This window comes from Nocardia sp. NPDC051833, assembly GCF_040681225.1.
Classification (GTDB): domain Bacteria; phylum Actinomycetota; class Actinomycetes; order Mycobacteriales; family Mycobacteriaceae; genus Nocardia.
In genome coordinates, this window is record NZ_JBFAYK010000001.1 from 1,388,941 (window position 1) to 1,414,338 (window position 25,398).

Sequence of the window (25,398 nt, forward strand, 5' to 3'; positions counted from 1 at the left end):
GCCACCGAACCGGGCTGGATCCGCAGACTCTGGCGCCTGAGCCTGGATCATCCCCGGCTGCTCGCGGGTATCACCGCCGCGGTGCTGGCCGGTGCGGTCGTCTCGATCGCCGCGCCGCTGGCAACCAAACGCGCCGTCGACGCGGCGGTCGCGGGCGATACCTCGGTCATCGGCAGTGCCGCGGCGCTGCTCGCCCTGCTCGCGGTCGGCCGGTTCGTCGCCACCTTCGCGCGCAGGCTCTGGGCGGGCAAGCTGTCGCTCGAGGTGCAGCACAGCCTGCGGGTGTCGCTGCTGGCCGCGCTGCAACGGCTCGACGGCGCGGGGCAGGACGCGATCCGCACCGGCCAGGTGGTGTCGCGCTCGATCACCGATCTCCAGCTGGTGCAGGGCCTGCTGGCGATGGTCCCGTGGTCGGGCCTCGCGGTCTTGCAGTTCGTGCTCTCGGCCGTGGTGATGGTGTGGCTGAGCCCGCCGCTGGCCCTGGCCGCGCTGCTGGTCGCGCCCGCGATGGCGGTGATCGTGCTGCGGGTGCGGCCCCGGCTGTACGCGGCGACCTGGTCGGCCCAGCAGCGCGCCGCCGACCTCGCCGAACACGTCGAGCAGACCGTCACCGGGGTGCGGGTGGTGAAGGGGTTCGGGCAGGAGGCCCGGATGGTCGACGTGCTCGAGGAGCACGGCCGCCGCCTGTTCGCCGAACGCCTGCGCGCCGCCCGGATCAATGCCGGGTTCGCGCCGGTGGTCTCGGCGCTGCCGCAGGCGGGGCTGGTCGCGGTGATCATCGTCGGCGGCGTGCTGGCCAGGCACGGCGCGATCGGCGTCGGCACCTTCCTGGCGTTCACCGCCTACCTGGCCACCATGACGTCCTCGGCGCGCACGATCACCTCGGTGGTGATCATGGGCCAGCTCACCGAGGCCGCCGTCGACCGGGTCTTCCAGGTCATCGACGCCGCGCCGGTGCTGGTCGACCCCGACAAGCCGGTCCCCCTGCCGCCCGGCCCGCTCGGCATCGAATTCGACGCGGTGAGTTTCGGCTTCGCGGCCGATCAACCGGTGCTCCACGAATTGGACCTCACCGTGCGGCCGGGCGAGACGGTCGCCGTCATCGGTCCGGCCGGATCGGGCAAGTCGACGCTGTCGCTGCTGCTGCCACGCTTCTACGCGCCCGACGCGGGCCGGATCAGTCTGGTCGGCGCCGACGGCACCCGGGTCGACCTGGCCGACCTGCGCGCCGACGAACTGCGCGGCGCGCTCGGCGTGGTCTTCGACGATCCGTTCCTGTTCTCCGACACCATCGCCGCCAATATCGCCCTCGGCCGCCCCGAGGCCACCGACGCCGAGATCAGGGCCGCCGCGACGGCCGCCGCCGCGGACGAGTTCATCGCCGAACTCCCCGACGGCTACGACACCGTCATCGGCGAGCGCGGCCTCACCCTGTCCGGCGGGCAGCGCCAGCGCATCGCCCTGGCCAGGGCCCTGCTCACCCGGCCCCGCGTGCTGGTGCTCGACGACGCCACCTCCGCGGTCGACGCCGTCACCGAGGCGGAGATCTTCAGCAGGCTGCCCGATCCCGGCGGCCGGACGACGCTGATCCTGGCCCACCGCGAGTCCACGCTGGCCCAGGCCGACCGGGTCATCCGGCTGCCCGCGCCGCTGGGCGCCGCCCTGCCCACCGCGCCCTCCCCCACCACGAACCGCCCCGACGGCGGCCGCCCACGGTCGATGGCCGCGGCGGCCACCGACCTCAGCGAGACGCCCGAACTGCGCGCCGCCGTCGACGCGCTGCCCCCGGCCACCGAGCACCCCGGCCTCCCCGGCGACCTGCGCGCACCGCAACCCGACTTCGGCTTGCGCGCGCTGCTGCGTCCGGTGCGCGGCCTGGTCTGCGCGGTGATGCTGCTGCTCACCGTCGACGCCCTGATCGGCGTCGCCTTCCCGCCGCTGGTCCGCTACGCCATCGACACCGGCGTCACCGCGGGCGACGGCACCGCGCTGGCGATCGCGGGCGTCGTCGGGATCGGGCTGGTGCTGACCGGGCTGATCGTCGGCGCCGCCGTCACCGTGCTCACCGCGCGCACCGGCGAACGCGTGCTGTTCGGCCTGCGGGTGCGCAGCTACGCGCACCTGCAGCGCCTCGGCCTCGACTACTACGAGCGCGAACTGTCCGGCCGGATCATGACCAGGATGACCACCGACGTCGACGCTCTCTCGACGTTCCTGCAGACCGGCGTCGCCACCGGCCTGGTCGGGCTGATCACCCTGGCCGGCGTCGCCGTCGGCCTGGTCTTCATCGACGCGGGTCTGGCGCTGATCGTGCTGGCCACGGTGCCGCCCATGCTGCTGGCCACGCTGGCGTTCCGCCGGGTGTCCTCCTCGGCCTACACCGTCTCCCGCGAGCGGGTGTCGGTGGTCAACGCCGATTTCCAGGAGAACATCGCGGGCCTGCGCGCGGTGCAGGCCGCGCGCAGCGAGCCCGGCGCCGCGCGCCGCTTCGCCGAGTACTCGCACCGCTACCGCGACGCCCGCGTCCGCGCCCAGCGCGCCATCGCCGCCTACTTCTCCTTCGGGCTGGCCTGGGCCGACCTCGCCCTGGCCGTCGTGGTGTACCTCGGCGCGAACGCCGTCGCCGATGGCCGGACCACGACCGGAACGCTGGTCGCCTTCGTGCTGTATCTGGGCCTGCTGTTCGGCCCGATCCAGGAGCTGTCGCAGGTATTCGACGGCTATCAGCAGGCCAGGGTCGGCCTGCGCCGGATCGGCGACCTGCTGCGCACCGAGTCCTCGATCGCGCCCGATCCGCCGGACGCGGTGCCCGTCGACCGGCTGGACGGCGCGATCGTCTTCGACGACGTGCGCTTCCGCTACCCCGGCGCCGCCGCCCCCGCGCTCGACGGCGTCTCCTTCACCGTCCCGGCGGGCTCGACGCTCGCGCTCGTCGGCGCGACCGGCGCGGGCAAATCGACGATCGTGAAGCTGCTGGCCCGGCTCTACGACCTCCCGGGCGACCCCGCGGCGGGCTCGATCCGCGTCGACGGGGTCGATTTACGTAAATTTGTGCTCACCGACTTCCGCGGCCGGCTGGGAATTGTGCCCCAGGAAGCTCACCTGTTCACCGGCGACGTCGCGAGCAACATTGCATTCGGGCAACCTTTCGCCACGGCAGTGGACATCGGCACCGCGGCCGCCACCGTCGGCGCGGCGCAGATGATCGACGGATTACCCCAGAAAATGAACCAACCGGTCGGTGAAAGAGGGCGCGGACTGTCCGCCGGACAGCGTCAGCTGATCGCCCTCGCGCGGGCCGAACTGGTCGATCCCGATCTGCTCCTGCTCGACGAGGCGACCTCGACCCTGGACCCGGCGACCGAGGCATCGGTGCTGGTAGCGAGCCGATCGCTGGCGCGCGGCCGGACCACCGTCGTGGTCGCGCACCGGCTGGCCACCGCGGCGCGGGCCGACCTCGTCGGCGTGGTCGAGCACGGCCGGGTCGTCGAATTCGGCACGCCGCAGGAACTGCTGGCCCGGGGCGGACGTTACGCGCGACTCTGGGCGGCGGGTGCCGAAGCCGAGGGAATACTGTCGGCGCGTGACCGGTAGCACCCGGGGAGATCGGGTCAGTCGCAACACGGGTATGCCGCTGGGCATATGCTCGGTGAGGGCGCATCGGCAGCCATCCGCTGATACCCCTGCCGGGCACGTCACAAACGTCGCAGCGCGAAGAACGAAATGAGGCGAACACCAGCTGTGAGCAGCTCAACTTCCCAGTTCGGACAGAACCAGTGGCTAGTCGACGAGATGTATCAGAAGTTCAAACAGGACCCATCCTCGGTCGACGCCAGTTGGCACGAGTTCCTCGCGGATTACACTCCGGAGGTCGGCACCGAATCAGGTAACAGCCAGGCTCCGGCTCCCGCCGCCGCTGCGACACCCCCGCCGGCCGCCGCTCCCGCCGCCGCTCCCGCCGCGGCTCCCGCGCCCGCCGCCGCCAAGCCCGCCGTGGCGCCCCCGCCGCCGGCTCCGGCGCCGGCCCCCAAGCCCGCTCCCGCGACCGTGCGCGCACCGCAGACCACACCTGCCCCGGTGTCGAACGCACCGGCCACCGCCGCGCCCAAGGCCGCCGCCGTCGCCGACGAGACCAAGGTGCTGCGCGGCCCGGCCGCCGCCATCGCGAAGAACATGTCGGCCTCGCTGACGATCCCCACCGCGACCTCGGTGCGCGCGATCCCGGCCAAGCTGATGATCGACAACCGCCTGGTGATCAACAACCACCTGGCCCGCACCCGCGGCGGCAAGATCTCCTTCACCCACCTGCTCGGCTACGCGATCGTGCAGGCGGTCAAGGCCTTCCCGAACCTGAACCGGCACTTCGCCGAGATCGACGGGAAGCCGAACTCGGTCACCCCGGCGCACACCAACCTGGGCCTGGCGATCGACCTCGTCGGCAAGGACGGCAACCGCTCGCTGGCCGTCGCGGCCATCAAGGGCACCGAGGACATGAGCTTCGGCCAGTTCCACACTGCCTACGAGGACGTCGTCCGCCGCGCCCGCGAGGGCAAGCTCACCACCGACGACTTCGCCGGCGTCACCATCTCGCTGACCAACCCGGGCACCATCGGCACCGTGCACTCGGTGCCGCGCCTGATGCCGGGCCAGGGCGCGATCATCGGCGCGGGCGCGATGGAGTACCCGGCCGAGTTCCAGGGCATGAGCGACGAGCGGATCGCCGATATCGGCGTCGGCAAGCTGATGACGCTGACCTCGACCTACGACCACCGCATCATCCAGGGCGCCGAGTCCGGCGACTTCCTGCGCACCATCCACAACCTGCTGATCTCCGACGAGTTCTACGACGAGATCTTCCACGGCCTCGGCGTGCCGTACGAGCCGGTCCGCTGGCGCAAGGACATCAGCGAGCGCGGCGTCGACAAGAGCGCCCGCGTGCTCGAGATGATCGCGGCCTACCGCAACCGCGGTCACCTGATGGCCGACACCGACCCGCTGCGCCTGGTCAAGGACAAGTTCCGCAGCCACCCCGACCTCGATGTCACCGAGCACGGGCTCACGCTGTGGGACCTCGACCGCACCTTCAACGTCGCCGGCTTCCACGGCCAGGAGCGGATGAAGCTGCGCGACGTGCTGTCGATCCTGCGCGACGCCTACTGCCGCCACGTCGGTGTGGAGTACACCCACATCCTCGAGACCGACCAGCTCAAGTGGATCCAGGAGCGGGTCGAGCAGAAGCACGTCAAGCCGACGGTCGCCCAGCAGAAGTACATCCTGAACCGGCTCAACGCCGCCGAGGCGTTCGAGACGTTCCTGCAGACCAAGTACGTCGGTCAGAAGCGCTTCTCGCTCGAGGGCGCCGAGGCCGTCATCCCGATGATGGACGCCACCATCGACCAGTGCGCCGAGCACGCGCTCGACGAGGTCGTCATCGGCATGCCGCACCGCGGCCGCCTCAACGTGCTGGCCAACATCGTCGGCAAGCCGTACTCGAAGATCTTCACCGAGTTCGAGGGCAACATGAACCCGGCGGCCACCCACGGCTCCGGCGACGTGAAGTACCACCTCGGCGCGCAGGGCCAGTACCTGCAGATGTTCGGCGACAACGAGATCGAGGTCTCGCTCACCGCGAACCCCTCGCACCTGGAGGCGGTCGACCCCGTCCTCGAGGGCCTCGTGCGCGCCAAGCAGGACCTGCTGAACAAGGGCGACGGCCCCGAGGGCTTCTCGGTCATGCCGCTGATGCTGCACGGTGACGCCGCGTTCGCCGGTCAGGGCGTGGTCGCCGAGACGCTGAACCTGGGTGGCCTGCGTGGCTACCGCGTCGGCGGCACCATCCACATCGTGGTGAACAACCAGATCGGCTTCACCACCGCGCCGGAGAACAGCCGCTCCACCGAGTACTCCACCGATATCGCGAAGTTCATCGGCGCGCCGATCTTCCACGTCAACGGTGACGACCCGGAGGCCTGCGACTGGGTCGCGCGCCTGGCAGTCGACTTCCGGCAGAAGTTCCGCAAGGACGTCGTCATCGACCTCGTCTGCTACCGCCGCCGCGGGCACAACGAGGGCGACGACCCCTCGATGACCCAGCCGGAGATGTACGACGTCATCGACACCAAGCGTTCGGTCCGCAAGGCCTACACCGAATCGCTGATCGGCCGTGGCGACATCTCCATGAAGGAGGCCGAGGACGCGCTGCGTGACTACCAGGGTCAGCTGGAGCGCGTGTTCAACGAGGTCCGCGAGCTGGAGAAGTACGTTCCGGAGCCGTCGGAGTCCGTCGAGGACGACCAGAAGGTGCCCGCCACCGTGCAGACCGCGGTCGACAAGTCGGTCCTGCAGCGCATCGGCGACGCGTTCAACACCCCGCCGGACGGCTTCAACGTGCACCCGCGCGTCAAGCCCGTGCTGGAGAAGCGCCGCGAGATGGCCTACGAGGGCAAGGTCGACTGGGCCTTCGCCGAGCTGCTGGCCTTCGGCACGCTGATCGACCAGGGCCACGACGTGCGCCTGACCGGTCAGGACTCGCGCCGCGGCACCTTCACCCAGCGGCACTCGGTCATCATCGACCGGATCAATGCCGCCGAGTACACCCCGCTGCACAACATCGGCTCGGAGAAGCCGGGCTGGTTCGCGGTGCACGACTCGGCACTGAGCGAATACGCCGCCGTCGGCTTCGAATACGGCTACTCGCTGGGCAACCCGAATGCCCTGGTGCTGTGGGAAGCCCAGTTCGGTGACTTCGTCAACGGCGCGCAGTCGATCATCGACGAGTTCATCTCCTCCGGTGAGGCCAAGTGGGGCCAGCTCTCCGACGTGGTGCTGCTGCTGCCGCACGGCCACGAGGGTCAGGGTCCCGACCACACCTCGGGTCGCATCGAGCGCTTCCTGCAGCTGTGCGCGGAGGGTTCGATGACCGTCGCGGTGCCGTCCACCCCGGCGAACTACTTCCACCTGCTGCGCCGCCACGCGCTCGACGGCATCCGTCGTCCGCTGATCGTCTTCACCCCGAAGTCGATGCTGCGCAACAAGGCCGTGGTCTCCGACATCAAGGACTTCACCGAGTCGAAGTTCCGCTCGGTGTTCGACGAGCCCACCTACGAGCAGGGCGTCGGCGACACCACCAAGGTCAAGCGCATCCTGCTGACCTCGGGCAAGCTCTACTACGAGCTGGCCGCCGAGAAGGCGAAGCAGAAGCGCGAGGACGTGGCCATCGTCCGGATCGAACAGCTGTACCCGATCCCGACGTACCGCCTCAACGAGGCACTGGCCAAGTACCCCAACGCGACCGACATCGTCTGGGTCCAGGAGGAGCCGGCCAACCAGGGCGCCTGGCCGTTCTTCGGCCTCAACCTCCCCGAGGTCCTCCCCGAGCGCCTCGGCAAGCTCCGCCGCATCTCGCGCCGCGCCATGTCGGCCCCGTCCTCGGGCTCGTCGAAGGTGCACGCCGTGGAACAGGCCGAGATCATCGCCGAGGCCTTCGAGCCGACCGCGTAGTTCTTCGCACACAACGGCTGACGCCGGGTGGATCCGCACGATCCGCCCGGCGTCAGCCGTTTCCATATATGTCCAGGTATATCTCAGCTCCTCACGCGGCCCGGTAGGATGCCATCGACGAATCATCTTGGGGGGAGAGTTATTTCGTGATGCTCGATGCGAATCCCGCCTTCCGCCAGTGGGAGCTGCGGTGAACGACTTCTCGGTCCAATTGGGTAGCCTCGCCGGATTCCGGCTGGACCTGGAAGACCTCGGCACCAACTTCTCGTCGAATGCCTCGCGCCTGCTGTCGACTTTCTCGATCCCCGCCGGTACCGCCGGACTGCTGTCCACCCTGGCGCCGTCGTTCGAGAAATTGCAGACCACCCTGTCGTCATCCCACGGACAGGATCTGTCGAGCCTGAGCACCTTCGGCTCCGCTCTCGCCACGGCCGGAACCCAGTACCTGACAACGGACACCACCTCGGCACAGGCGATTTCCGCGGTGAGTGCCGATGAGGCGGTGAGCGTCTCGGGCGACCCCGGGGCGGTGAACAGATTCGCCGGACTGCAACTGCCGACGCTCACGGCGACCGATGATGCCCAGTTCACGGTTCGGCAGCTGGTGAACAGCGGCATAGAGGTTCTCTCGCCCTATGACGACAAGCTGAGCGAGGCGATCGGAATCAAACCCGCTGCGGACTATCTGAACCCGCTGGCCGCGGACTGGGAGGTATTGCAGCCACTCGGCGATCGGATCTGCCAACTCGGCATCAACGACTTCGTGTCGTCACAAAACCTCTCCGGTGGACTCCGCTGGCTGCAGTCCACCTGGATCGGAACGGCGGCCGAGGCTTTCGCGTCGAGTGCGACCACCCTCGGGCAGGCGATCTCGACGCGCAGTGACGACCTGGACGCGACGTCCAAGATCGTCCGCAACGGCGGTGCCTACCTGGAGCGCCTGGTCTCCAACCAGGCGATAGGGCTCAGCAACGACCTCATACAGCCGATAACCTTTCTGGATATCACTCTCCCGCTGTCGCATTGGGCCCTGATGATCAACGGACCGATGCGCGAATCGTTCCGAACGGACATCGTTGCCGCCGTCGACGCGATGAAGACATCGGCGAACGCGAGACGAGATGCGATAGCCACGGCGGTGGAGCGAATCTCCCAGGCGATGGACTACTCGCCGGGCCGGGCGAGGCCGACCTACGATGCGGCCGAGTTCGAGATCCCGGACAAGGTGGCCGCCGACGTGGGTGTGCGGCGATACGGACTCGACAACAACGTGTGGTGGGAGAACAGCATTGCATCCGCCTGAAGACCGGGAACTGCCGAGCAACCGGGCGATCTATGGTTCCGACACCGGAGTCCTGGGCAAAGTAGCAGCGGGGTTGGCCCGAACCGACCTCACGGCGGTTCTGGTGGCCTGGGATTCGCTCGGCTACGACCTCGCTCCGAAGCTGCTGAGGATCTATATGCGGGACGAGGGTCCCAACCACAATTACCGATTCGACAGCGCCGAGATCCGTAAGATCGTCAAAACGAGCGCTGTGCAGCGGGCGGCGGCGGCCAGCCTGGACGAGGTGAAGGATCTGGCGCGAGCGGATCCCCGCATTGGCACGACGAGGGAAATCACCCCCGCCGGCTGGATCGGCAACGTCGAAATCAGCGATGACGACGACCTGGCAAATGCCCTCGGGCACTTCGACGTCGCGGTAGGAACCGACACCACGGTCTACACAGCCGACGACGGCAGCCTCCGAGCGGAAATGGACTACCGGATATACGTCTACGACTACTACAACTTCGATCTCAAAGGTGATCATCTGATCAACATCAATCCCGCCAAGACCATCAACAACGAAGCGCGGCAGCTGGAAGAGGCGGGGTGGGCGCGCGCGTTCAAATCCAGGGGTGAATCCGCCCTGCAACACTGGAGCGGAACGCTGTGAGCCGGGTCGCGCGTCAGCGCAGCTACTCGGGCGGCTTGGCCTGCCTGCTGGTCGGGCTGGTCGTCGGCTGTTCCGGCGGTGACTCCGATGACTTGAAAAACCTCGCGTCCTGCGGCGAGTTCGCGTTCCCGGATGACGCGAAAGTGGTCTGGTTCCACGAGAACGCGACCTTCGGCGACACGCTCCTGGATGCGGTTGTCGAGATATCCGGGAGCGAGGTCCCGGAATTCAAGCAGCGGTCGCAGCTGAACAAGTTCGAACCGGGAGTCCCCAAGTATTGGCGCCAAACCTGGAGCGACATCGGCCAGGCGCAGCTGCTGGCGAACGACGCCGGGAACGAGCACCTGGTGGAGCTGAACCAGAGCCCGACCAGGTGGGTCGTGATCCACGATTCCGGCGAGACGAGGCAGCTCTTCATCAGGGTCGGATGTTGAGAAGGCGAATTCCGCCGGCGACAGGGGCGGATCCGGATGGGTCCGCCCCTGTCGGCTTTTCGGTCAGCCGTTGAGAGTGATCCAGGCCTTGCCCGAGAGCTGTTCCAGATCATGATGATTGGGATAGGTGTCGGTGGTCGCCACGATGCTCGCTTCGACGCGGCCGACACCGGGGCCCATGCCCATGCCGGTGATCACACCGTCCGGGGCGTGTTCGAGGACGCCGTTGCTGTCGACCTTGTGGGACTGGGCGTTCGCGACGCCGGTGTCGAGGTTCTTCCACCGCACCGAGACGCGGTACACCTCGCAGTTCTGCCCGGTCTGGACGATTTTCACGCGGACGCCGAGCTGCCCGGCCTGCGGCTGCGGGACTGTCTCGGCGTTGATGATGGCCGCGCAGCCGTTCCCCGGAAGCCTGGCGAGGGTCGGGTTGAACTGGACGACCTGGTCCGACGGCAGGGCCGCCGCCGGACCACTGAACCCGACGAGCGCGGCAACGGCCGCTGCGGCGGCCACCCCGACCCGAACCGAAACCCGTTGACCTTGTGTGCTTTTCAGACTCATGCAACGGATTTCGCGACTCGCCCATAGTTCGTTACCCATCGTAATGGTCTCGATATGGCAACGGCGCCGATGCCGGTGGTCAGCCCGCGTTGCGGGTGCAGACCACGTCGATGACCTGGGTGCCGCTGAGGTCCGAGGAGCCGAAGTTGGCCAGCCGGGCGATCGGGACACCGTCGGACAGGCGGTCGATGGCCTTGCGGATGGCCTCGCTGCGGTTGGGGCCCGAGGCGGCCGCGACCCAGCCCTCTTCGTTCCACACCAGCGCGCCGCACCCGTTGGCCCAGGTGGTCATCACCCCGCAGTCCTCACCGCCCGCGGCGACGCAACTGTCGATCACGGCGGCCCGGGCGCCCTCCGCGCTGTCCCAGTTCGCCGCGGACCAGCTCTCCCATTTCTGCGAGCTGAACCCGATCGCGCCGAACAGATCGCCCGCCGCGTTCGCCGAACCGGCACCCAGTACCGACCCGGCCGCAAGACCCAACGCCGCGACGGCGACGCCGGCCTTACCCATGAAACTCATCGAAAGATCCCCTCGTGGAATAGATTCCGAAATTCGGAACCGTGCAGCTAAGCATGGAACACCGCCGGTGGCCAATCCAGCGGTCTACCAACCGGCGGCGGCCCACAGAGTTCTCTCAGTGGTACGCCAGTGCCGCATCACGTCGGCCGGGTAGTGTCCGCCGCGAAGGACTGGGACAGGAGAAGGCATGGCGAGCGGACGGAACGGATACCTGCTGGTCGGCGGGATCGCGTCGGTCGGGGCGGGAGCGGTGCACTTCCTGGCCGCCGGGATGCACACCGAACACGCCACGCTGGCGCGGTTGATGGTGGTGCTGGCCGCGCTCCAGTGCGCGACCGGCGTGGCGGTGCTGCTCAGCGCGCGCAAGCCCGTCGTGGCGGCGATGCTGGCGGTGAACGGCTTCGCGGCGGCGGTGTGGGCGTTCACGCGGTTCGCCGATATTCCCTGGATCACCGGGCTGACCGCGGAGGCGCCACAGGTGGCCGACACCGTGTGCGCCGCGCTGGGCGCGCTGGCCGTGCTCGCCGGTGCCATCGGCCTGCTCCGCCCCACCGCCACCCTGCCCCCACTGAGGTCGGGGATCGCCGCGAGCGCGGTCGGCGTACTCGCGCTCGCGGCGATGCTCAACGGCGTCGGACACGTGCACAGTCACGGCGACACCGGCGGCGAGCACACCCACGCCGCGGGCGAGGAGCACGGCGACCACGACACCGGCACCGCCTGGCCGCGCCCGTTCGACCCCACCCAGCCGATCGACCTGTCCGGCGTGCCCGGCGTGACCGCCGACCAGCAGCTGCGCGCCACCAACCTGATCCGCAGCACCCTCGACGGCCTGCCCGCCTTCGCCGATGTCACGACCGTCGGCGCGCTGGGCTACCGCTCGATCGGCGACTCCGCCACCGGCTACGAGCACTACATCAACACCGGCTACATCCGCGACGGCAACTTCCTCGACGCGGGCCACCCGGAGTCGCTGGTCTACCGGGTCGACGGCCAGAACCGCACCCTGGTCTCGGCCATGTACATCGCCAACGGCAAGAAGATCGACGACCCGGCGCTGACCGAGTTCGGCGGTTCGCTGATGCAGTGGCACGTCCACGACAACCTGTGCTGGAAGGCGGGCGACAACGGCCCCGTCGTCGCCGGTGTCACCGACGCGGCGGGCAACTGCCCGCCCAACTCGATCAATCCCGGTGCGGGCAATCCGATGGTGCACGTGTGGATCGCCCCGCACCAGTGCGGTCCGTTCGCCGCGCTCGAGGGCCACGGCGCGGGCCAGGCGAGCGCCACCGACGGCCGCCGGACCGACACCTGCGGCGGCCACGACCACGGTGGTGGGCACAAGTAGTGCGCCCGCGACGACAGCTCGGCGCATGTCACGGGCCGTCGTCGGCGCTCAGCTCGGCCGCACCCACCGACGCAACGCGTCGATCGTCGTCTCCGGAGACGTGTTGAAGCAGAACCGGATTCCCGGGGCGAGCTCGGCGGCGACATTGATCAGCCGCTCGAACAGCAGGGTGTGCTCGGGAGCCATCCGCACCCCGGCGCCGATCATCGCCACGCCGAAGTCCCCGCCCGCAACGCATTCGCGCAAAACCGACTCGGCGGCATCCGGGTCGGCGGGCACCTGGCAGCTCACAAGGTCGAATCCGGCGTCCCGCAGCGCCGCCTCGCCCGCCGCGATCCGCGCGGTGAGCGTCGCTTGATCGAGCCCCGGGTAGCGGGTGTAGTCGACGGCGCCGGGATGCAGGCCGATCGACAGGACAGTGTCGGAATGTTGTTGCGCCACCGCGTTCTCCGTTCTCAGCAGATATCCGATGATGCCCAGCCCGGCGAGCACAGCCGCCAGCAGGGCACCGGTTCTCACCACGGCGTGGTGCCCGTCCGGTCGAAGAAACCGCCGGTGACGCCGTCGCGGGGCACCGAGGCCAGTTCGACGACGGCGTCGGTGCCCTCGGTGAGGGTCTGGAACCCACTGTGCCCGTTGAGGTCGGTCGCGGTGTAGCCGGGGTTCACGGCATTGACGCGCATGCCGGTCAGGTCGGCGGCGTACATGGTGGTGATCATGTTCAGCGCGGCCTTGGTGGTCGGGTAGCCGAGCGCGGGCGGCAGCAGGCCCGCCCACTGCGGGTCGGTGACGGTGGCGATCGAGCCGACCCCGCTGGAGACCATCACGATCCGCGGGTTCTCCGCGCGGCGCAGCAGCGGGAGGAAGGCATGGGTCACCCGGATCGGGCCGAACACATTGGTCTCGAACACTTCCCGCAGTTCGTCGGGACGGGTCTCGCCGGGCGCGGTGTGCGGGCCGCCGATGCCCGCGTTGTTGATCAGGACGTCCAGCCGGCCCGCCTCGGTTTCCACCGTGTCCGCGGCGGCGGAGACCGAGTCGTCGGAGGTCACATCCAGCGCGACGAACCGGACGTCGAGCCCGGCCGCGACGAGTTCGGCGGCCGCCGCTTCGCCCCGGGCGGTGTCGCGCGCGGCCAGGTACACCTGCCAGCCCGACCCGGCCAGTCTGCGGACCGCTTCCCGACCCAGTCCTTTGTTGGCCCCGGTGACCAGGGCGATCGTCTTCGTCATGCACCCAGATTCGCGCGGCGACCGGCCGCTCTCCAGTGCCGGCGAGCCATAGGACGGGCGATACCAGGACCTACGACGCCGGGACCGGCGACCCGGATTCGGCGTGCGCACCGGCGACGCGGATACCACGCAGCAGCAGGAGCGCGGCGATCACCACCACCGGCCCCGGCGTCGGTTCGACGATGACGGCGCACACCGCACCCCACCCGAGCACCGCCCACGCGAGGAAGGCGGGCGGCACGATGCCGCGCCGGTCCATCCACACGATGAGCAAGCCGACGAGCAGCAGCGGCCAGCCGAAGCCGGCGGGGTTGGCCCAGAAGCTGTTGGCCGCCGGAGTGTCCTCCCACCAGTGGCCCCACAGTTCCAAGGACAGCCATTCGTCGAAGGAGGACGAGCTGAGCAGCAGTCCGATGGTCAGGTGTCCGCCGCCGATGATCGCGAGCACGATCCCCGCCCAGTCGATCATCCGATGCACCCTCTGTCGCTCCATCACGAACCCCTCAGATCTGTACGGAACCGTATAAGACACAGCATATCTGCTATTTATACGGAACCGTATAGATCTGAGGGTATGGTCTGCGGCACAGGCGACACCGGGTGGGATTCGCGGTACCACCCCGCGCCCGAGGACCTGCGGCACCATGGAGAACGTGGACAGAGCGGAATTGGCGACAGTCCTGCGCAGCGCGCGATCCCGGCTCAGCCCGGCCGACGCGGGCCTGCCCGCCGGATCGCGCAGGCAGGTGCCCGGGTTACGGCGCGAGGAGGTCGCGAGTCTGGCCGGGGTCAGCGTCGACTACATCGTCCGGCTCGAACAGGGGCGCGGCCCCAAACCGTCCAGCCAGGTGCTCGGCGCGCTGACCAGAGCCCTGCGCCTGCCGGACGCCGACCGCGATCTCGTCTTCCGGCTCGCCGGTTCCGAACCGCCGCAGGCGGGCCGCATTCCGATGCTCATCCGTCCCAGCGTGCAACGCCTGCTCGACCGGCTCACCGATCTCCCGGTGATGGTGCTGTCCGCCAAATCCGATGTGCTGGCCTGGAACCCGTTGTCGGCCGCCCTGTTCGGCGACTTCTCCGCGTATCCGCCCGCGCAGCGCAATGTCCTGTGGCAGCGCTTCCTCGGGACGGCACCGACGCGGATCGTCATGTCACCCGACCGCGCCGAGGACACGGCCGCCGCCTGTGTCGGCTCGCTGCGCGCCACCAAGGCCGACTACCCCGACGACCCGGACCTCACCCGGCTGATCACCGAACTACGCACCGGCAGCGAATATTTCGATCAGCTCTGGCGCACCGGGCGATCCGGCTCGCTCAGTGCCCTCACCAAGACCATCATCCACCCGGAACTGGGCACCCTCACCCTGGACTGCGACACCATGCTCGTCCCCGACTCCGGCCAGACGGTTCTCATCTACTCCGCCGCCCCCGGCACCCCCACCGCGTCCGCCCTGGAACTGCTCCGCGTCACCGGCCTCGAATCCTTCACGCCGACAGCCGAATAACCACTGGCCCGCGATCCGCCCACCCGGCTACCGTGCGTTCCTCGACAAGGAGGAACGATGCGCACGACCACCCTGTGGCGGCCGACCGGTCCCGAGGAGCTGGCCCTGGTCGCCGCCTCCGGGTGGCTGGCCTGGCCGCCCCGGCTGCCCGATCAGCCGATCTTCTACCCGGTCCTCAGCGAGACCTACGCGATTCTGATCGCCCGTGACTGGAACGTCCCGGCCTCCGGCGCGGGGTATGTGACGCGCTTCGACGTCCGCACCGACTACCTCGACAACTACGAGGTGCGGCAGGCGGGTGGGCGCGACATTCTCGAATACTGGATTCCGGCCGAGGATCTCGCCGAGTTCAACCGCCAGATCGTGGGCACCATCGAGGTGGTCCGGCGGTTCCCCGACGACGCGCCGATCCCCGGCTGACGGCGCTCAGGCGGCTCCGGTGCGCTCGCTCGGGACCGCCGCCCGGATCGCGCGAGGCTCACCCAGATGTCGATTTCGAGCTGGACGAATCGGCGTCCCAGCCGGATGGCGAGGTTCATGACGCCCCCTTTCGCAATACAACTGCATTGTAAAGAGCGCGGGGCCTCGATAGCAATACGACTGCATCGTGAAAAGATGGGCACATGCCGAAACGGGTGGACCACAGCTCGCGCCGGGCGACGATCAGCGACGCCGTCATGCGCCTGCTCGCGCGCGACGGACTGGAGGCGATCAGCCTGCGCCACGTCGCCGCCGAGGCCGGCGTCTCACCGGGCCAGGTGCAGCACTATTTCCCCAGCAAGGACGCGATGATGGAATTCGCGGCAGGAACCATCGCCGAGCGGATCGCCGCGCGGATCGACACCGCGGGCCCCGACCCCGACCTGCGCCATCTCCTGACCGCCCTGCTCCCCACCGACCCCGACACCACCGCCGACACCCGCACCTTGATCGGCTACCTGGCCTTCGCCTCGGTCCGCCCCCAGGTCGCCGACACCCTGGCCACCAACGGACGCGCCTTCCGCGACCACATCGCCACCCTGCTCCCCGACCACCCCGACCCGACCACCGCCGCCGATACGCTGCTGGCCCTCCTCGACGGCCTGGCCCTGCACGCCACCCTCGGCCAGATCACCCCCGAGCACGCCCGCACGGTCCTGCACGCGGCGATCGACGCCGCCGTCACCGCCCGCTGATCCACCACGGTCTCGCGACGAACGCTCAGACCGATCCCTTCAGGTCAGTGGCGCGGGTGAGATCCAGCTCGATCGCGAACGGCACGGACCGGTCGCGGTGATCACGCCGCGGGCTTGGCCAGCCGGATCACCGTGTCCATCCGGGCGGGCAGTAGTTCGTCGCGGTTGCGGGCCAGTACATCCTCGACCTGGGTCGTGGTGTGCGCCCAGAAGCGCGCGTACTGGCTGTCCCGGCCCGCCACGTGAAAACTGTGGTGGTACAGATATTCACAGGCGTCGGTGAGATGTGCGTATCGGTGCGCCTTCAGCTGACGCAGGATCGCGGCGGCCAGCCGTTTGTGCGCCATCGTCGACACGACACCGAGCAGTGTGGGCACCGCCACCGCCGAGACCAGCGCGACGATCACGATGGCCCACAGCGGCATCCCGGGAATCAGCAGACGCGCCGCCGAGACGATGAGGGCGCAGGTGGCGATGACGATTCCGAGTCGCGGACCGGGCTCGGTGAGCAGCCGAGCGACGGCCAGCTGTCTCGGGCTCGGGTCCGCCGGCGTCACCGCCGGATCGAACGCGATACCGAATTCTTCGAAATACCCTTCGACGAAACGCTCCAGATCCGTGCCGCCGACTGGGGCGACACGAATGGGCCAGGCCCTGGCGAGATCCTTGTCGACGACCACGATGCCGTGATCGTCCGGCGACTCCCCCCAGGTGAAGATCCACGCCCAGTCCGTCGCCGACCCCGTGCGGTCCAGGCTCGCACCCGCGCCGTCGTACCCGCCCCGACTCAGCGCCACATGGGCCTTGGTCCAGGCAAGAGATTCCTCCACGCCGCCAGCCTAGGGTGGATCACCTTCGCCCGCGAGCCTTTGACATCACCCGAGTTCTGCTGTTGTCCAGCATGATTCGTGACCGAAGATGCTTACCCATCGACTACGTCTCCCCAGCCTGGAGCCTCAGGTCGGCACCTCGGCACCTCGGCACCTCGGCACCTCGGACGAGACAGCGTGTGACGACGGCCTTTTCCGTCTCCGCCATCACCAGCTCGGCGTTGATCTGCGCGCCCGCCATGGCGCCCGCCGCCGCGGCCGCGCCGACCTGGGCGGACGGATCGGTGACATTGCCCGCGATCCAGACGCCCGGGACGGTGGTGCGGCCGACAGGGTCGGCGGGGATGTGGTCGCCCGCGCCGGACGGATGCGGTTGCGGAGTCAGGCCGAGACCGGCGAGGAAGGTGGCGCGGGTGTTCATGCGCGGGCCGACGACCAGCGCGTCGCGGTCGAGCACGGTGCCGTCGGCCAGGCGGACGCCGGTGAGCGTACCCGCGGCGGACAGCACCTCGGTGACCGCGCCGTCGACGATCCGGATGTCGCGCGCGGCAAGCTTTTCCGCGTCCTCGTCGCTCAGCGGGGCAGCCGTGTGGGTCAGGAAGACGACGTCGTCGCTGAGCTGACTGAACAGCAGCGCCTGGTGCACCGACATCGGTCCGCCCGCCAGGATGGCGATGCGCTGGTCACGCACCTCCCAGCCGTGACAGTACGGGCAGTGCAGGACACCGTGGCCCCACTGTTCGCGCAGACCGGGGACATCGGGGAGTTCGTCGGCGAGGCCGGTCGCGACGAGGACGCGGCGCGCGAGCACCGTGCGCCCGCCGTCCAGCGTGACCCGGAACGACTCCGGCACCGCCGCCGGTCCTGCACCGTCCGACCCGCCGTCGCGAGGCCCTGGCGGAACCACGTCCGCGTCGACTCGCTCGACCGCGACGACCGCGCCGGGCACCACCTGTCCGCCGTATCCCCGCACCTCGGCCCGCCCGATCTCGAGCAGTTCGGCGGGCGGCATCCCATCCCGCGCCAGCAAACCGTGCACCCCCTCGGCCGGGGCGTTGCGGGGCGACCCCGCGTCGATCACGACGACGGATCGCCGGGAGCGGGCCAGCATCAGCGCCCCGTTCAGTCCGGCGGCGCCACCACCGATCACCACCACGTCGTAGGTGTCGTCCAACTCTGTCATCTCGACCTCCTTCGCCGACCACAGTGCCGCTCAGGTCCGGATACTGGCAACGAAATTTGCCGCCGTGGCAAACTGGAGAGCATGGACGACCTCGAACAGACCCTCGATTCGGTCGGCCCCCGCCTGCGCGACCTGCGTAAACGGCGCCGGACCACCCTCGCCGACCTGTCGGCCGAAACCGGCATCTCGGTGAGCACCCTGTCGCGCCTGGAATCGGGCGACCGCAAACCCACCCTGGAGCTGCTGCTCCCCCTGGCCAAAGCCCACGGCGTCACGCTCGACGAACTCGTCGACGCCCCACCCACCGGCGACCCGCGCATCCACCTGCGCCCGGTCACCCGCCACGGCATGACCATGCTCCCGCTCACCAAACGCGCGGGCGGCATCCAGGCCTTCAAGATGATCATCGCCCCCAACGCCCGCAACCGCCCCGAGGAACCCCAGGTCCACGAGGGCTACGAATGGCTCTACGTCCTCAACGGCCGCCTGCGCCTGATCCTCGGCGACAACGACATCGTCCTCACTCCCGGCGAAGCCGCCGAATTCGACACCCACATCCCCCACTGGTTCGGCGCCGCCGACAACCACCCCGTCGAATTCCTCAGCCTCTTCGGCAAACAGGGCGAACGAGCCCACTTCCGAGCCCGCCCCAAGACCTCCGATTGAGCGCACGCGGCGAACTCCACTGCGCGCCAGGGTTATAGACCGAACTCAGCCCTGTAGTGCCGCGATCAGCGCGGGACTCAGGGCCAGGGCGGGTAGGGATTCGACGAGTAGGTCGACCAATTGTTCTCGGGTGATGGGCTTTTCGGTCATCCAGGTGAGGATTGTTTCCTCGACGAAGGCGATCCAGCCGCGGATGGCCAGGGTGAGGCGGGCGAGGTCGGGGTCGTCTGGGGGTAGTGGGAGTTCACTGACGATGAGGTCGGCGATGGCGCCGCGGGTTTCGTTGACGTAGTCGACCAGGTCGGGGGCGATGCTCGCGGGTCCGCGCAGCACGGAGCGGTAGGACGCGGAGTGCTCGGTGGCGTAGTCGACGAAGCGCTCGATCGAGTCGCGCAGCATGTCGAACAGCGAGAGCTCGCGGTTGGGCGTGACGGCCGCGAAGAACTCGGCGCTCACGTGCCGGGCGATCGCCTCGTGGAACTCCTGCTTGGAGGCGAAGTAGTGGAACAGCAGCCCACGTGAGATGCCCGCCTGCTTGGCGATGTCGTCGACCGAGATGTCCTCGAGCGATCGCTCGGCCAGCATCTCGGCACCGAGGGTGATCAGCTGCAGCCGCCGCTCCTCGGGGCTGAGACGAACCCGCTTGGCCGCTCCCGAACTCGTGATACTCACGTCAATCATCCTAACGCTACTGAATCTGATTCAATAGCTGTTGACTCCCGCTCAATAAGAACGTAGTCTGCATTACATGAGTCGCAAGGTTACAGACAAAGTTGTCGCCGACCGCGGCGCCCGCCACCTCAAGACGATCATCGTCGGCAGTGGGTTCGCGGGCCTCGGAATGGCCATCCGGCTGCGCCAGCAGGGCGCCGAGGATTTCCTCGTCCTGGAGCGCGGCAGCGATGTCGGCGGTACCTGGCGGGACAACACCTACCCCGGCGCCGCGTGCGACGTGCCGTCGCACCTGTACTCCTACTCGTTCGCGCTGAACCCCGACTGGTCGCGCTCGTTCTCCAAGCAGGGCGAGATCCAGGCCTACATCCGTGGCGTCGCCGAGAAGAACAACGTGCTGGACAAGCACCTGTTCGACTGCGATGTGCTCGGCATGCGCTGGAACGCCGAGACCGCCCGCTGGGAGATCACCACCAGTAGGGGCGACTTCACCGCCGACACCGTGGTCTCCGCGGTCGGCGCCCTGTGTGAGCCGTCGCTGCCCGACATCAAGGGCATCAACGAGTTCAAGGGCGAGATCTTCCACTCGGCCCGCTGGGACCACGATGTCGAGCTCGCGGGCAAGCGCGTCGCGGTGATCGGCACCGGCGCCTCGGCCATCCAGATCGTGCCCGCCATCGCGGGCAAGGTCGCCCACCTCGACCTCTACCAGCGCACCGCGCCGTGGCTGCTGCCGCGCATGGATCGCCCGTACTTCCTGCCGGAACGCCTGGCGTTCAAGTACATTCCCGGCGTGCAGCGACTGTCCCGCGCGGCCATCTACGCCGCCCGCGAGACCCAGGTCGTCGGCCTGGCCAAGTACCCCGCGCTGATGAAGATCTTCGAGACCATCTCGCGCGGCAAGCTGCTGGCCGAGGTCCGCGACCCGGTCAAGCGGGCCAAGGTCACCCCGAACTACCGCATCGGCTGCAAGCGCATGCTGATCTCCAACGAGTACTACCCGGCGATCGACCGCGACAACGTCGAGGTCATCACCGAGGGCATCACCGAGGTCAAGGCCGGCTCGATCGTCACCAAGGACGGCACCGAGCGCGAGATCGACGCGCTGATCGTGGCCACCGGCTTCCACGTCACCGACTCGCCCGCCTTCGAGACCATCACCGGCCGCACCGGGCAGACCCTGTCCGAGCAGTTCGACGAGGTCGGCCAGCGCGGCTACAAGGGCTCGACCATCGAGAACTTCCCGAACATGTTCTTCCTGCTCGGCCCGAACGTCGGCCTCGGCCACACCTCGATGGTGTTCATGATCGAGTCGCAGATCAACTACGTCGCCGACGCGCTGGCCACCATCGACAAGCAGGGCCTGCGCACCGTCGAGGTCCGCAAGGACGCGGTCCGCGAGTACAACGCCGAGTTGCAGGCGAAGATGGCCGACAGCGTCTGGATGAACGGCGGCTGCGCCAGCTGGTACCTGGACAAGCACGGCAACAACACCACGCTGTGGCCCGATTTCACCTTCCAGTTCCGTAGGCTGACCAAGAATTTCGATGTCGCTGCCTACGACACGACTTCTTCGACCGACTCCGACACCGAACTGAAAGTGGTGGCAGCACAGTGAGCAATGATGCTTACTTCACGAACAAAGTCTGTGTGATCACGGGCGCGGGCTCCGGTATCGGCCGGGCGCTGGCCGAGAACCTGGCCCGGCGCGGCGCCAAGCTGGCGCTGTCCGACATCGACGCCGAGGGCCTGGCCGAGACCGTGCGCATCGTCGAGGGACTGGGCGCGCAGGTCAAGGCCGACCGGCTCAATGTCGCCGAGCGCGAGGCGTTCCTGCTCTATGCCGACTCGGTGAAGGCGCACTTCGGTGTCGTGCACCAGATCTACAACAACGCGGGCATCGCCTACCACGGTGACGTGGTCAAGACCGACTTCAAAGACATCGAACGCATCATGGATGTCGATTTCTGGGGCGTCGTCAACGGCACCAAGGCGTTCCTGCCGATGCTGATCGAGTCCGGTGACGGCCACGTCGTCAACGTGTCGAGCCTGTTCGGCCTGGTCACCGTGCCCGGCCAGGCGGCCTACAACTCGGCCAAGTTCGCGGTGCGCGGCTTCACCGAGGCGCTGTACCAGGAGATGAAGATCGCCAAGGCGCCGGTCAAGGTCACCTGCGTGCACCCCGGCGGCATCAAGACCGCCGTGGCCCGCAACGCCACCTACGCCGAGGGCATCGACGGCGCCAACACCGCCTCGCTGTTCGACAAGTACCTGGCGATCCACAGCCCGGAGATGGCCGCGCAGACCATCACCGAGGGTGTGCGCAAGGGTCACGCGCGCGTGCTGATCGGCTGGGAGGCCAAGGTGCTCGACGTGAGCGTGCGCTTCCTGGCGTCGGGGTACAACCGGATCTCGGCCGTCGTCAACGGCCGCTTCATGCCGCACTGACGCGACTAGGAAACGCCATGCGCGAGTTCACCATCCCGCTGCCGATCGCCCGTGCGGTGCTGGACCCGATCTTCCGGGTCACGCTCAACGCGCGGCTGCCGGTGGCGGTGCAGCGCGCCCTGCTCGACGTGGCCTCCGTGCTGCAGCCGATGCCCGACGGTTCCGTCGTGCAGCATCTGCAGCTCGGCGGCCGCCCGGCCGAGCGGGTCATCGCCGAGACCGCCATCCCCGGTTCGCTGACCAGGGCGGTCCCGCCGGAGCGCGCCGCGGGCGCGATCCTGTACCTGCACGGCGGCGGGTATGTCGTCGGGTCACTGGCCACCCACCGCTCGCTGGTCGCGCGGCTGGCCAGGGACAGTTCCTGCGCGGTGTACTCGCTGGACTACCGCCTCGCCCCCGAGCATCCGCTGCCCGCCGGCCTCGACGACGCCGAAGCGGCGTTCCTCGATCTGGTGGAGAACGTCGGCTACCGGCCGGACCAGATCTGCCTCGCCGGTGACTCGGCGGGCGGCGGCCTGGCGCTCGCGCTGGCCCAGCGACTGCGCGAGCGGCACCAGCTGACGCCCGCCGCGCTGGGCCTCATCGCGCCCTGGGTCGACCCCACCCAGGTGCCGAGCCGCAGCCGCGACCTGGTGATCAACCGGGCGTGGTCGCAGGCGTGCGCCGCCTACTACCTCGGCGACGGCGCCGCAACCGATGCGGGCTACGCTCCGCTCACCGGAAACCTCATCGGACTGCCTCCCACCTATGTGCAGGCCGATGTGAGCGAACTGTTACACGATCAGTGCTGTCAGCTCGTCTCGGCCCTGCGTGGCGCGGGTGTGCACGTCCGCTTCACCGAAACCCGCGGCCTCTGGCATGTCGCGCAACTGCAGGCCGCGCTGGTCACCGAGGCAGCGCTGGCACTCAGCGAACTCGCAGAATTCCTGCGAGAAGCAATCCAGCCAGTTTCGATCGACGATTTACGATAAGTCCTGGTGACAGGATTTTCGGACGGCGATATCGCGGCCCGCCCGAACGTGTCGTAGATTACTGGCGAGTAGAACCCACTGGAAGGGCACTGATGCGAGAGTTCGAAGTTCCGGCTTCCTACACCATCCCGGACGATGCGAACAATTCCGACAACGTCTTCCGCTTCGCCGCGGAGACGCCGAACACGGTGTTGTTCAACGTCCCGAACGGCAGCGGCGGCTGGAACGACGTCACGGCGAAGCAGTTCGAGAAGGCCGTCACCGGCGTCGCCAAGGGCCTGATCGCCTCCGGCATCGAACTCGGCGACCGCGTCGCCATCATGGCAGCCACTCGCTATGAGTGGACCCTGCTGGACTTCGCGATCTGGGCCGCCGGTGGCGTCACCGTCGCGATCTACGACAGCTCGGCCGCCGAGCAGGCCAAGTGGATCCTGCAGGACTCCGAGACCAAGCTGCTGGTCGTCGAGAACGACAAGCACCGCGCCACGATCGACGAGATCGAAGCCGGTTCGCTGCCCGCGCTGGCCGAGACCCTGCAGATCGACAAGGGCGCGATCGAGCAGCTCACCGAGCGTGGCGCCGACCTCGACGACGCCGTCGTGCACGAGCGCCGCAAGCAGGTCGGCGCGGCCTCGCCCGCCACCCTGATCTACACCTCGGGCACCACGGGCAAGCCCAAGGGCGTCCAGCTGACCCACGCGAACCTGTACGCGGAGTCGCGCTCGGGCGGCATCGAGCTGGCCGCCTTCGTCTCCGAGGGCCAGAAGACCCTGCTGTTCCTGCCGCTGGCGCACGTGTTCGCCCGCGCGGTCGCGCTGATCGCCTTCGATTCCAAGGTGATCGTCCGGCACAGCTCGGACTGGACGACCCTGGTGGAGCAGTTCGGCGATTTCAAGCCGGACTTCATCCTCTCGGTGCCGCGCGTGTTCGAGAAGGTCTACAACTCGGCCAAGCAGAAGGCGCACGACGGCGGCAAGGGCAAGATCTTCGACGCCGCCGCCGACACCGCCATCGCCTACAGCGAGGCGCTCGAAAAGGGCGGCCCCGACCTGATCCTGAAGCTGAAGCACTTCGTCTTCGACAAGCTCGTCTACAGCAAGCTGCGCGCCGCGCTCGGTGGTCAGTGCCTGGCCGCCGTGTCCGGTGGCGGCCCGCTGGGCGCGCGCCTGGGCCACTTCTTCCGTGGCGTCGGCGTCACCATCTACGAGGGCTACGGTCTGACCGAGTCCACCGCCGCGTTCAGCGTGAACACCGCGCAGTTCATCCGGGTCGGTTCGGTGGGTCGTCCGATCCAGGGCCACGCGGCCAAGATCGCCGAGGACGGCGAGCTGCTGCTCAAGGGCTCGGTCGTGTTCGGCGGCTACTGGGGCAACCCGGAGGCCACCGCGGACTCGTTCGAGGACGGCTGGTTCAAGACCGGTGACCTCGGCGCCATCGACGCCGACGGCTTCATCACCATCACCGGCCGCAAGAAGGAAATCCTGGTCACCGCGGGCGGCAAGAACGTCTCCCCCGCCGTGCTCGAGGACTCCCTGCGCGCGCACCCGCTGATCAGCCAGGTCATGGTCGTCGGTGACGGCCAGCCCTTCATCGGCGCGCTCATCACCCTCGACCCGGAGGCACTGCCGGGCTGGAAGGAGCGCAACGGCGTCGCCGCCGACACCGCGATCGAGAGCCTGATCGAGAACCCGACGCTGGTCGCCGAGGTGCAGGCCGCGGTCGACGAGACCAACAAGAAGGTCTCCAAGGCCGAGGCGATCAAGAAGATCCGCATCCTCCCGGTCGACTGGACCCAGGAGGGTGGCGAGCTCACCCCGAAGATGTCGCTCAAGCGCGCCGTCGTCATGAAGCAGTACGCGGGCGAGGTCGACAAGATCTACTCGTAATCCCCGTCTCGTCCGGAAGGCCGGTTGCGTTCGCGCAGCCGGCCTTGCGGCGTTTCAGGCGACGGCCGCGGACCGTTCGCGCAGGACGCGCAGTCCGGCCAGGCCCACCGCGAGATCGGCGGCGATCTCGAACAGGGCCGCGAACCAGGAGAACCCGGTGACGTTCGCGCTGACCGGCGCGTCGACGAAGCTGTCGCTGAGCGGGCCGAACCAGTCCGGCAGCAGGTGCACGACGAAAAAGCCCGCCGCGCTGGCGAAGCCGACGATCACCGCGGCCAGCGGGGCCGCGGAGTGCCGCCGGAACACCAGGACGACGACGAGCAGGGCCGCCAGGAGTTGCAGGGTGCCGAGCGCGTTGACCAGGGCCGAGGTGGCGTCCATCCCCCGGCGGAGATGGTCGGCGCCGTGGACGACGAGTGCGACGGCGAACACGGCGGTGGCCGCGCGCAGGGTGGTCTCGGGTGCTGTGGTCTCGGGCATGGGAGCCTCCTGCCGAGGACGGATTCAGTTCTACTACGGAGTGTAGT

Annotated in this window: 23 protein-coding genes; 14 read left to right on the plus strand and 9 right to left on the minus strand. The window is 68.6% G+C overall.

What is annotated here, in order from left to right; translation table 11 throughout:
- Positions 1 to 36: 36 nt before the first annotated feature.
- The 5 genes from AB0L91_RS06075 to AB0L91_RS06095 all read left to right on the plus strand — a co-directional run bounded on the left by AB0L91_RS06075 (position 37) and on the right by AB0L91_RS06095 (position 9,871).
- Complete coding sequence (locus AB0L91_RS06075) at positions 37 to 3,594, plus strand: ABC transporter ATP-binding protein (protein ID WP_365011194.1); 3,558 nt, start codon at positions 37 to 39, stop codon at positions 3,592 to 3,594.
- Between the two features lie 129 nt (positions 3,595 to 3,723).
- Entirely contained in the window at positions 3,724 to 7,500 is a 3,777-nt protein-coding gene (locus tag AB0L91_RS06080; RefSeq protein ID WP_365007563.1) for a multifunctional oxoglutarate decarboxylase/oxoglutarate dehydrogenase thiamine pyrophosphate-binding subunit/dihydrolipoyllysine-residue succinyltransferase subunit, read from the plus strand.
- A 190-nt stretch (positions 7,501 to 7,690) separates the two neighbouring features.
- Complete coding sequence (locus tag AB0L91_RS06085; RefSeq protein WP_365007565.1) at positions 7,691 to 8,803, plus strand: hypothetical protein; 1,113 nt, start codon at positions 7,691 to 7,693, stop codon at positions 8,801 to 8,803.
- On the plus strand, positions 8,790 to 9,437 hold the full coding sequence (locus tag AB0L91_RS06090) for a hypothetical protein (protein WP_365007567.1): 648 nt from the start codon (positions 8,790 to 8,792) through the stop codon (positions 9,435 to 9,437). The genes AB0L91_RS06085 and AB0L91_RS06090 overlap by 14 nt, the downstream gene beginning before the upstream one ends.
- A complete protein-coding gene (locus AB0L91_RS06095) occupies positions 9,434 to 9,871 on the plus strand; it encodes a hypothetical protein (protein WP_365007569.1) in 438 nt (145 codons plus the stop codon). Before AB0L91_RS06090 ends, AB0L91_RS06095 begins: the two co-directional genes overlap by 4 nt.
- A gap of 63 nt (positions 9,872 to 9,934) precedes the next feature.
- Here the strand turns inward: AB0L91_RS06095 and AB0L91_RS06100 are convergent, their stop codons facing one another.
- Positions 9,935 to 10,387, minus strand: a complete 453-nt coding sequence (locus AB0L91_RS06100) for a hypothetical protein (RefSeq protein WP_355276266.1) — start codon at positions 10,385 to 10,387, stop codon at positions 9,935 to 9,937.
- Positions 10,388 to 10,514: 127 nt separating this feature from the next.
- Positions 10,515 to 10,955, minus strand: coding sequence for a DUF4189 domain-containing protein (locus AB0L91_RS06105; protein WP_365007572.1), 441 nt, complete (start codon positions 10,953 to 10,955; stop codon positions 10,515 to 10,517).
- Between the two features lie 187 nt (positions 10,956 to 11,142).
- On the opposite strand from AB0L91_RS06105, the gene AB0L91_RS06110 reads away from it, so the two are divergent.
- The gene (locus tag AB0L91_RS06110) at positions 11,143 to 12,303 is read left to right on the plus strand and encodes a hypothetical protein (protein ID WP_365007574.1); all 1,161 of its coding nucleotides are present in this window, start codon (positions 11,143 to 11,145) and stop codon (positions 12,301 to 12,303) included.
- A 48-nt stretch (positions 12,304 to 12,351) separates the two neighbouring features.
- Here the strand turns inward: AB0L91_RS06110 and AB0L91_RS06115 are convergent, their stop codons facing one another.
- From AB0L91_RS06115 to AB0L91_RS06125, 3 genes are all read right to left on the minus strand, one after another.
- Positions 12,352 to 12,822, minus strand: coding sequence for a hypothetical protein (locus AB0L91_RS06115; protein ID WP_365007577.1), 471 nt, complete (start codon positions 12,820 to 12,822; stop codon positions 12,352 to 12,354).
- Positions 12,819 to 13,535: an SDR family NAD(P)-dependent oxidoreductase gene (locus AB0L91_RS06120; protein WP_365007579.1), complete on the minus strand. Its 717-nt coding sequence runs from the start codon at positions 13,533 to 13,535 to the stop codon at positions 12,819 to 12,821. Before AB0L91_RS06120 ends, AB0L91_RS06115 begins: the two co-directional genes overlap by 4 nt.
- 70 nt (positions 13,536 to 13,605) lie before the next feature.
- Complete coding sequence (locus tag AB0L91_RS06125; protein ID WP_365007581.1) at positions 13,606 to 14,028, minus strand: DUF6463 family protein; 423 nt, start codon at positions 14,026 to 14,028, stop codon at positions 13,606 to 13,608.
- A 151-nt stretch (positions 14,029 to 14,179) separates the two neighbouring features.
- Here AB0L91_RS06125 and AB0L91_RS06130 point away from each other — a divergent pair, with 151 nt between their 5' ends.
- The 3 genes from AB0L91_RS06130 to AB0L91_RS06140 all read left to right on the plus strand — a co-directional run bounded on the left by AB0L91_RS06130 (position 14,180) and on the right by AB0L91_RS06140 (position 16,215).
- Entirely contained in the window at positions 14,180 to 15,040 is an 861-nt protein-coding gene (locus AB0L91_RS06130; protein ID WP_365007583.1) for a helix-turn-helix transcriptional regulator, read from the plus strand.
- Positions 15,041 to 15,097: 57 nt separating this feature from the next.
- Positions 15,098 to 15,460, plus strand: a complete 363-nt coding sequence (locus tag AB0L91_RS06135; protein ID WP_365007586.1) for an ADP-ribosylation/crystallin J1 — start codon at positions 15,098 to 15,100, stop codon at positions 15,458 to 15,460.
- Between the two features lie 203 nt (positions 15,461 to 15,663).
- On the plus strand, positions 15,664 to 16,215 hold the full coding sequence (locus AB0L91_RS06140) for a TetR family transcriptional regulator C-terminal domain-containing protein (RefSeq protein ID WP_365007589.1): 552 nt from the start codon (positions 15,664 to 15,666) through the stop codon (positions 16,213 to 16,215).
- A 101-nt stretch (positions 16,216 to 16,316) separates the two neighbouring features.
- Here the strand turns inward: AB0L91_RS06140 and AB0L91_RS06145 are convergent, their stop codons facing one another.
- Together AB0L91_RS06145 and AB0L91_RS06150 are read right to left on the minus strand one after the other, a co-directional pair.
- Entirely contained in the window at positions 16,317 to 17,045 is a 729-nt protein-coding gene (locus AB0L91_RS06145) for a hypothetical protein (RefSeq protein ID WP_365007592.1), read from the minus strand.
- A gap of 103 nt (positions 17,046 to 17,148) precedes the next feature.
- Positions 17,149 to 18,228, minus strand: a complete 1,080-nt coding sequence (locus AB0L91_RS06150) for an NAD(P)/FAD-dependent oxidoreductase (protein ID WP_365007594.1) — start codon at positions 18,226 to 18,228, stop codon at positions 17,149 to 17,151.
- Positions 18,229 to 18,309: 81 nt separating this feature from the next.
- Between AB0L91_RS06150 and AB0L91_RS06155 the strand changes: the two genes are divergently transcribed.
- The gene (locus AB0L91_RS06155) at positions 18,310 to 18,894 is read left to right on the plus strand and encodes an XRE family transcriptional regulator (protein WP_357343259.1); all 585 of its coding nucleotides are present in this window, start codon (positions 18,310 to 18,312) and stop codon (positions 18,892 to 18,894) included.
- Positions 18,895 to 18,939: 45 nt separating this feature from the next.
- Here the strand turns inward: AB0L91_RS06155 and AB0L91_RS06160 are convergent, their stop codons facing one another.
- Positions 18,940 to 19,575 (minus strand): TetR/AcrR family transcriptional regulator, encoded by a 636-nt coding sequence (locus tag AB0L91_RS06160; RefSeq protein ID WP_365007597.1) that lies wholly within the window; start codon positions 19,573 to 19,575, stop codon positions 18,940 to 18,942.
- Positions 19,576 to 19,642: 67 nt separating this feature from the next.
- Between AB0L91_RS06160 and AB0L91_RS06165 the strand changes: the two genes are divergently transcribed.
- The 4 genes from AB0L91_RS06165 to AB0L91_RS06180 all read left to right on the plus strand — a co-directional run bounded on the left by AB0L91_RS06165 (position 19,643) and on the right by AB0L91_RS06180 (position 24,871).
- Entirely contained in the window at positions 19,643 to 21,184 is a 1,542-nt protein-coding gene (locus AB0L91_RS06165) for an NAD(P)/FAD-dependent oxidoreductase (RefSeq protein WP_357343247.1), read from the plus strand.
- Entirely contained in the window at positions 21,181 to 22,014 is an 834-nt protein-coding gene (locus AB0L91_RS06170) for an SDR family oxidoreductase (RefSeq protein WP_365007601.1), read from the plus strand. Before AB0L91_RS06165 ends, AB0L91_RS06170 begins: the two co-directional genes overlap by 4 nt.
- A gap of 17 nt (positions 22,015 to 22,031) precedes the next feature.
- Positions 22,032 to 22,985, plus strand: a complete 954-nt coding sequence (locus tag AB0L91_RS06175; protein WP_365007604.1) for an alpha/beta hydrolase — start codon at positions 22,032 to 22,034, stop codon at positions 22,983 to 22,985.
- Positions 22,986 to 23,077: 92 nt separating this feature from the next.
- A complete protein-coding gene (locus AB0L91_RS06180; protein WP_357343241.1) occupies positions 23,078 to 24,871 on the plus strand; it encodes a long-chain fatty acid--CoA ligase in 1,794 nt (597 codons plus the stop codon).
- 54 nt (positions 24,872 to 24,925) lie between these two features.
- On the opposite strand, the gene AB0L91_RS06185 is transcribed toward AB0L91_RS06180, so the two are convergent.
- Complete coding sequence (locus AB0L91_RS06185) at positions 24,926 to 25,351, minus strand: hypothetical protein (RefSeq protein ID WP_365007606.1); 426 nt, start codon at positions 25,349 to 25,351, stop codon at positions 24,926 to 24,928.
- Between the last annotated feature and the right edge of the window lie 47 nt (positions 25,352 to 25,398).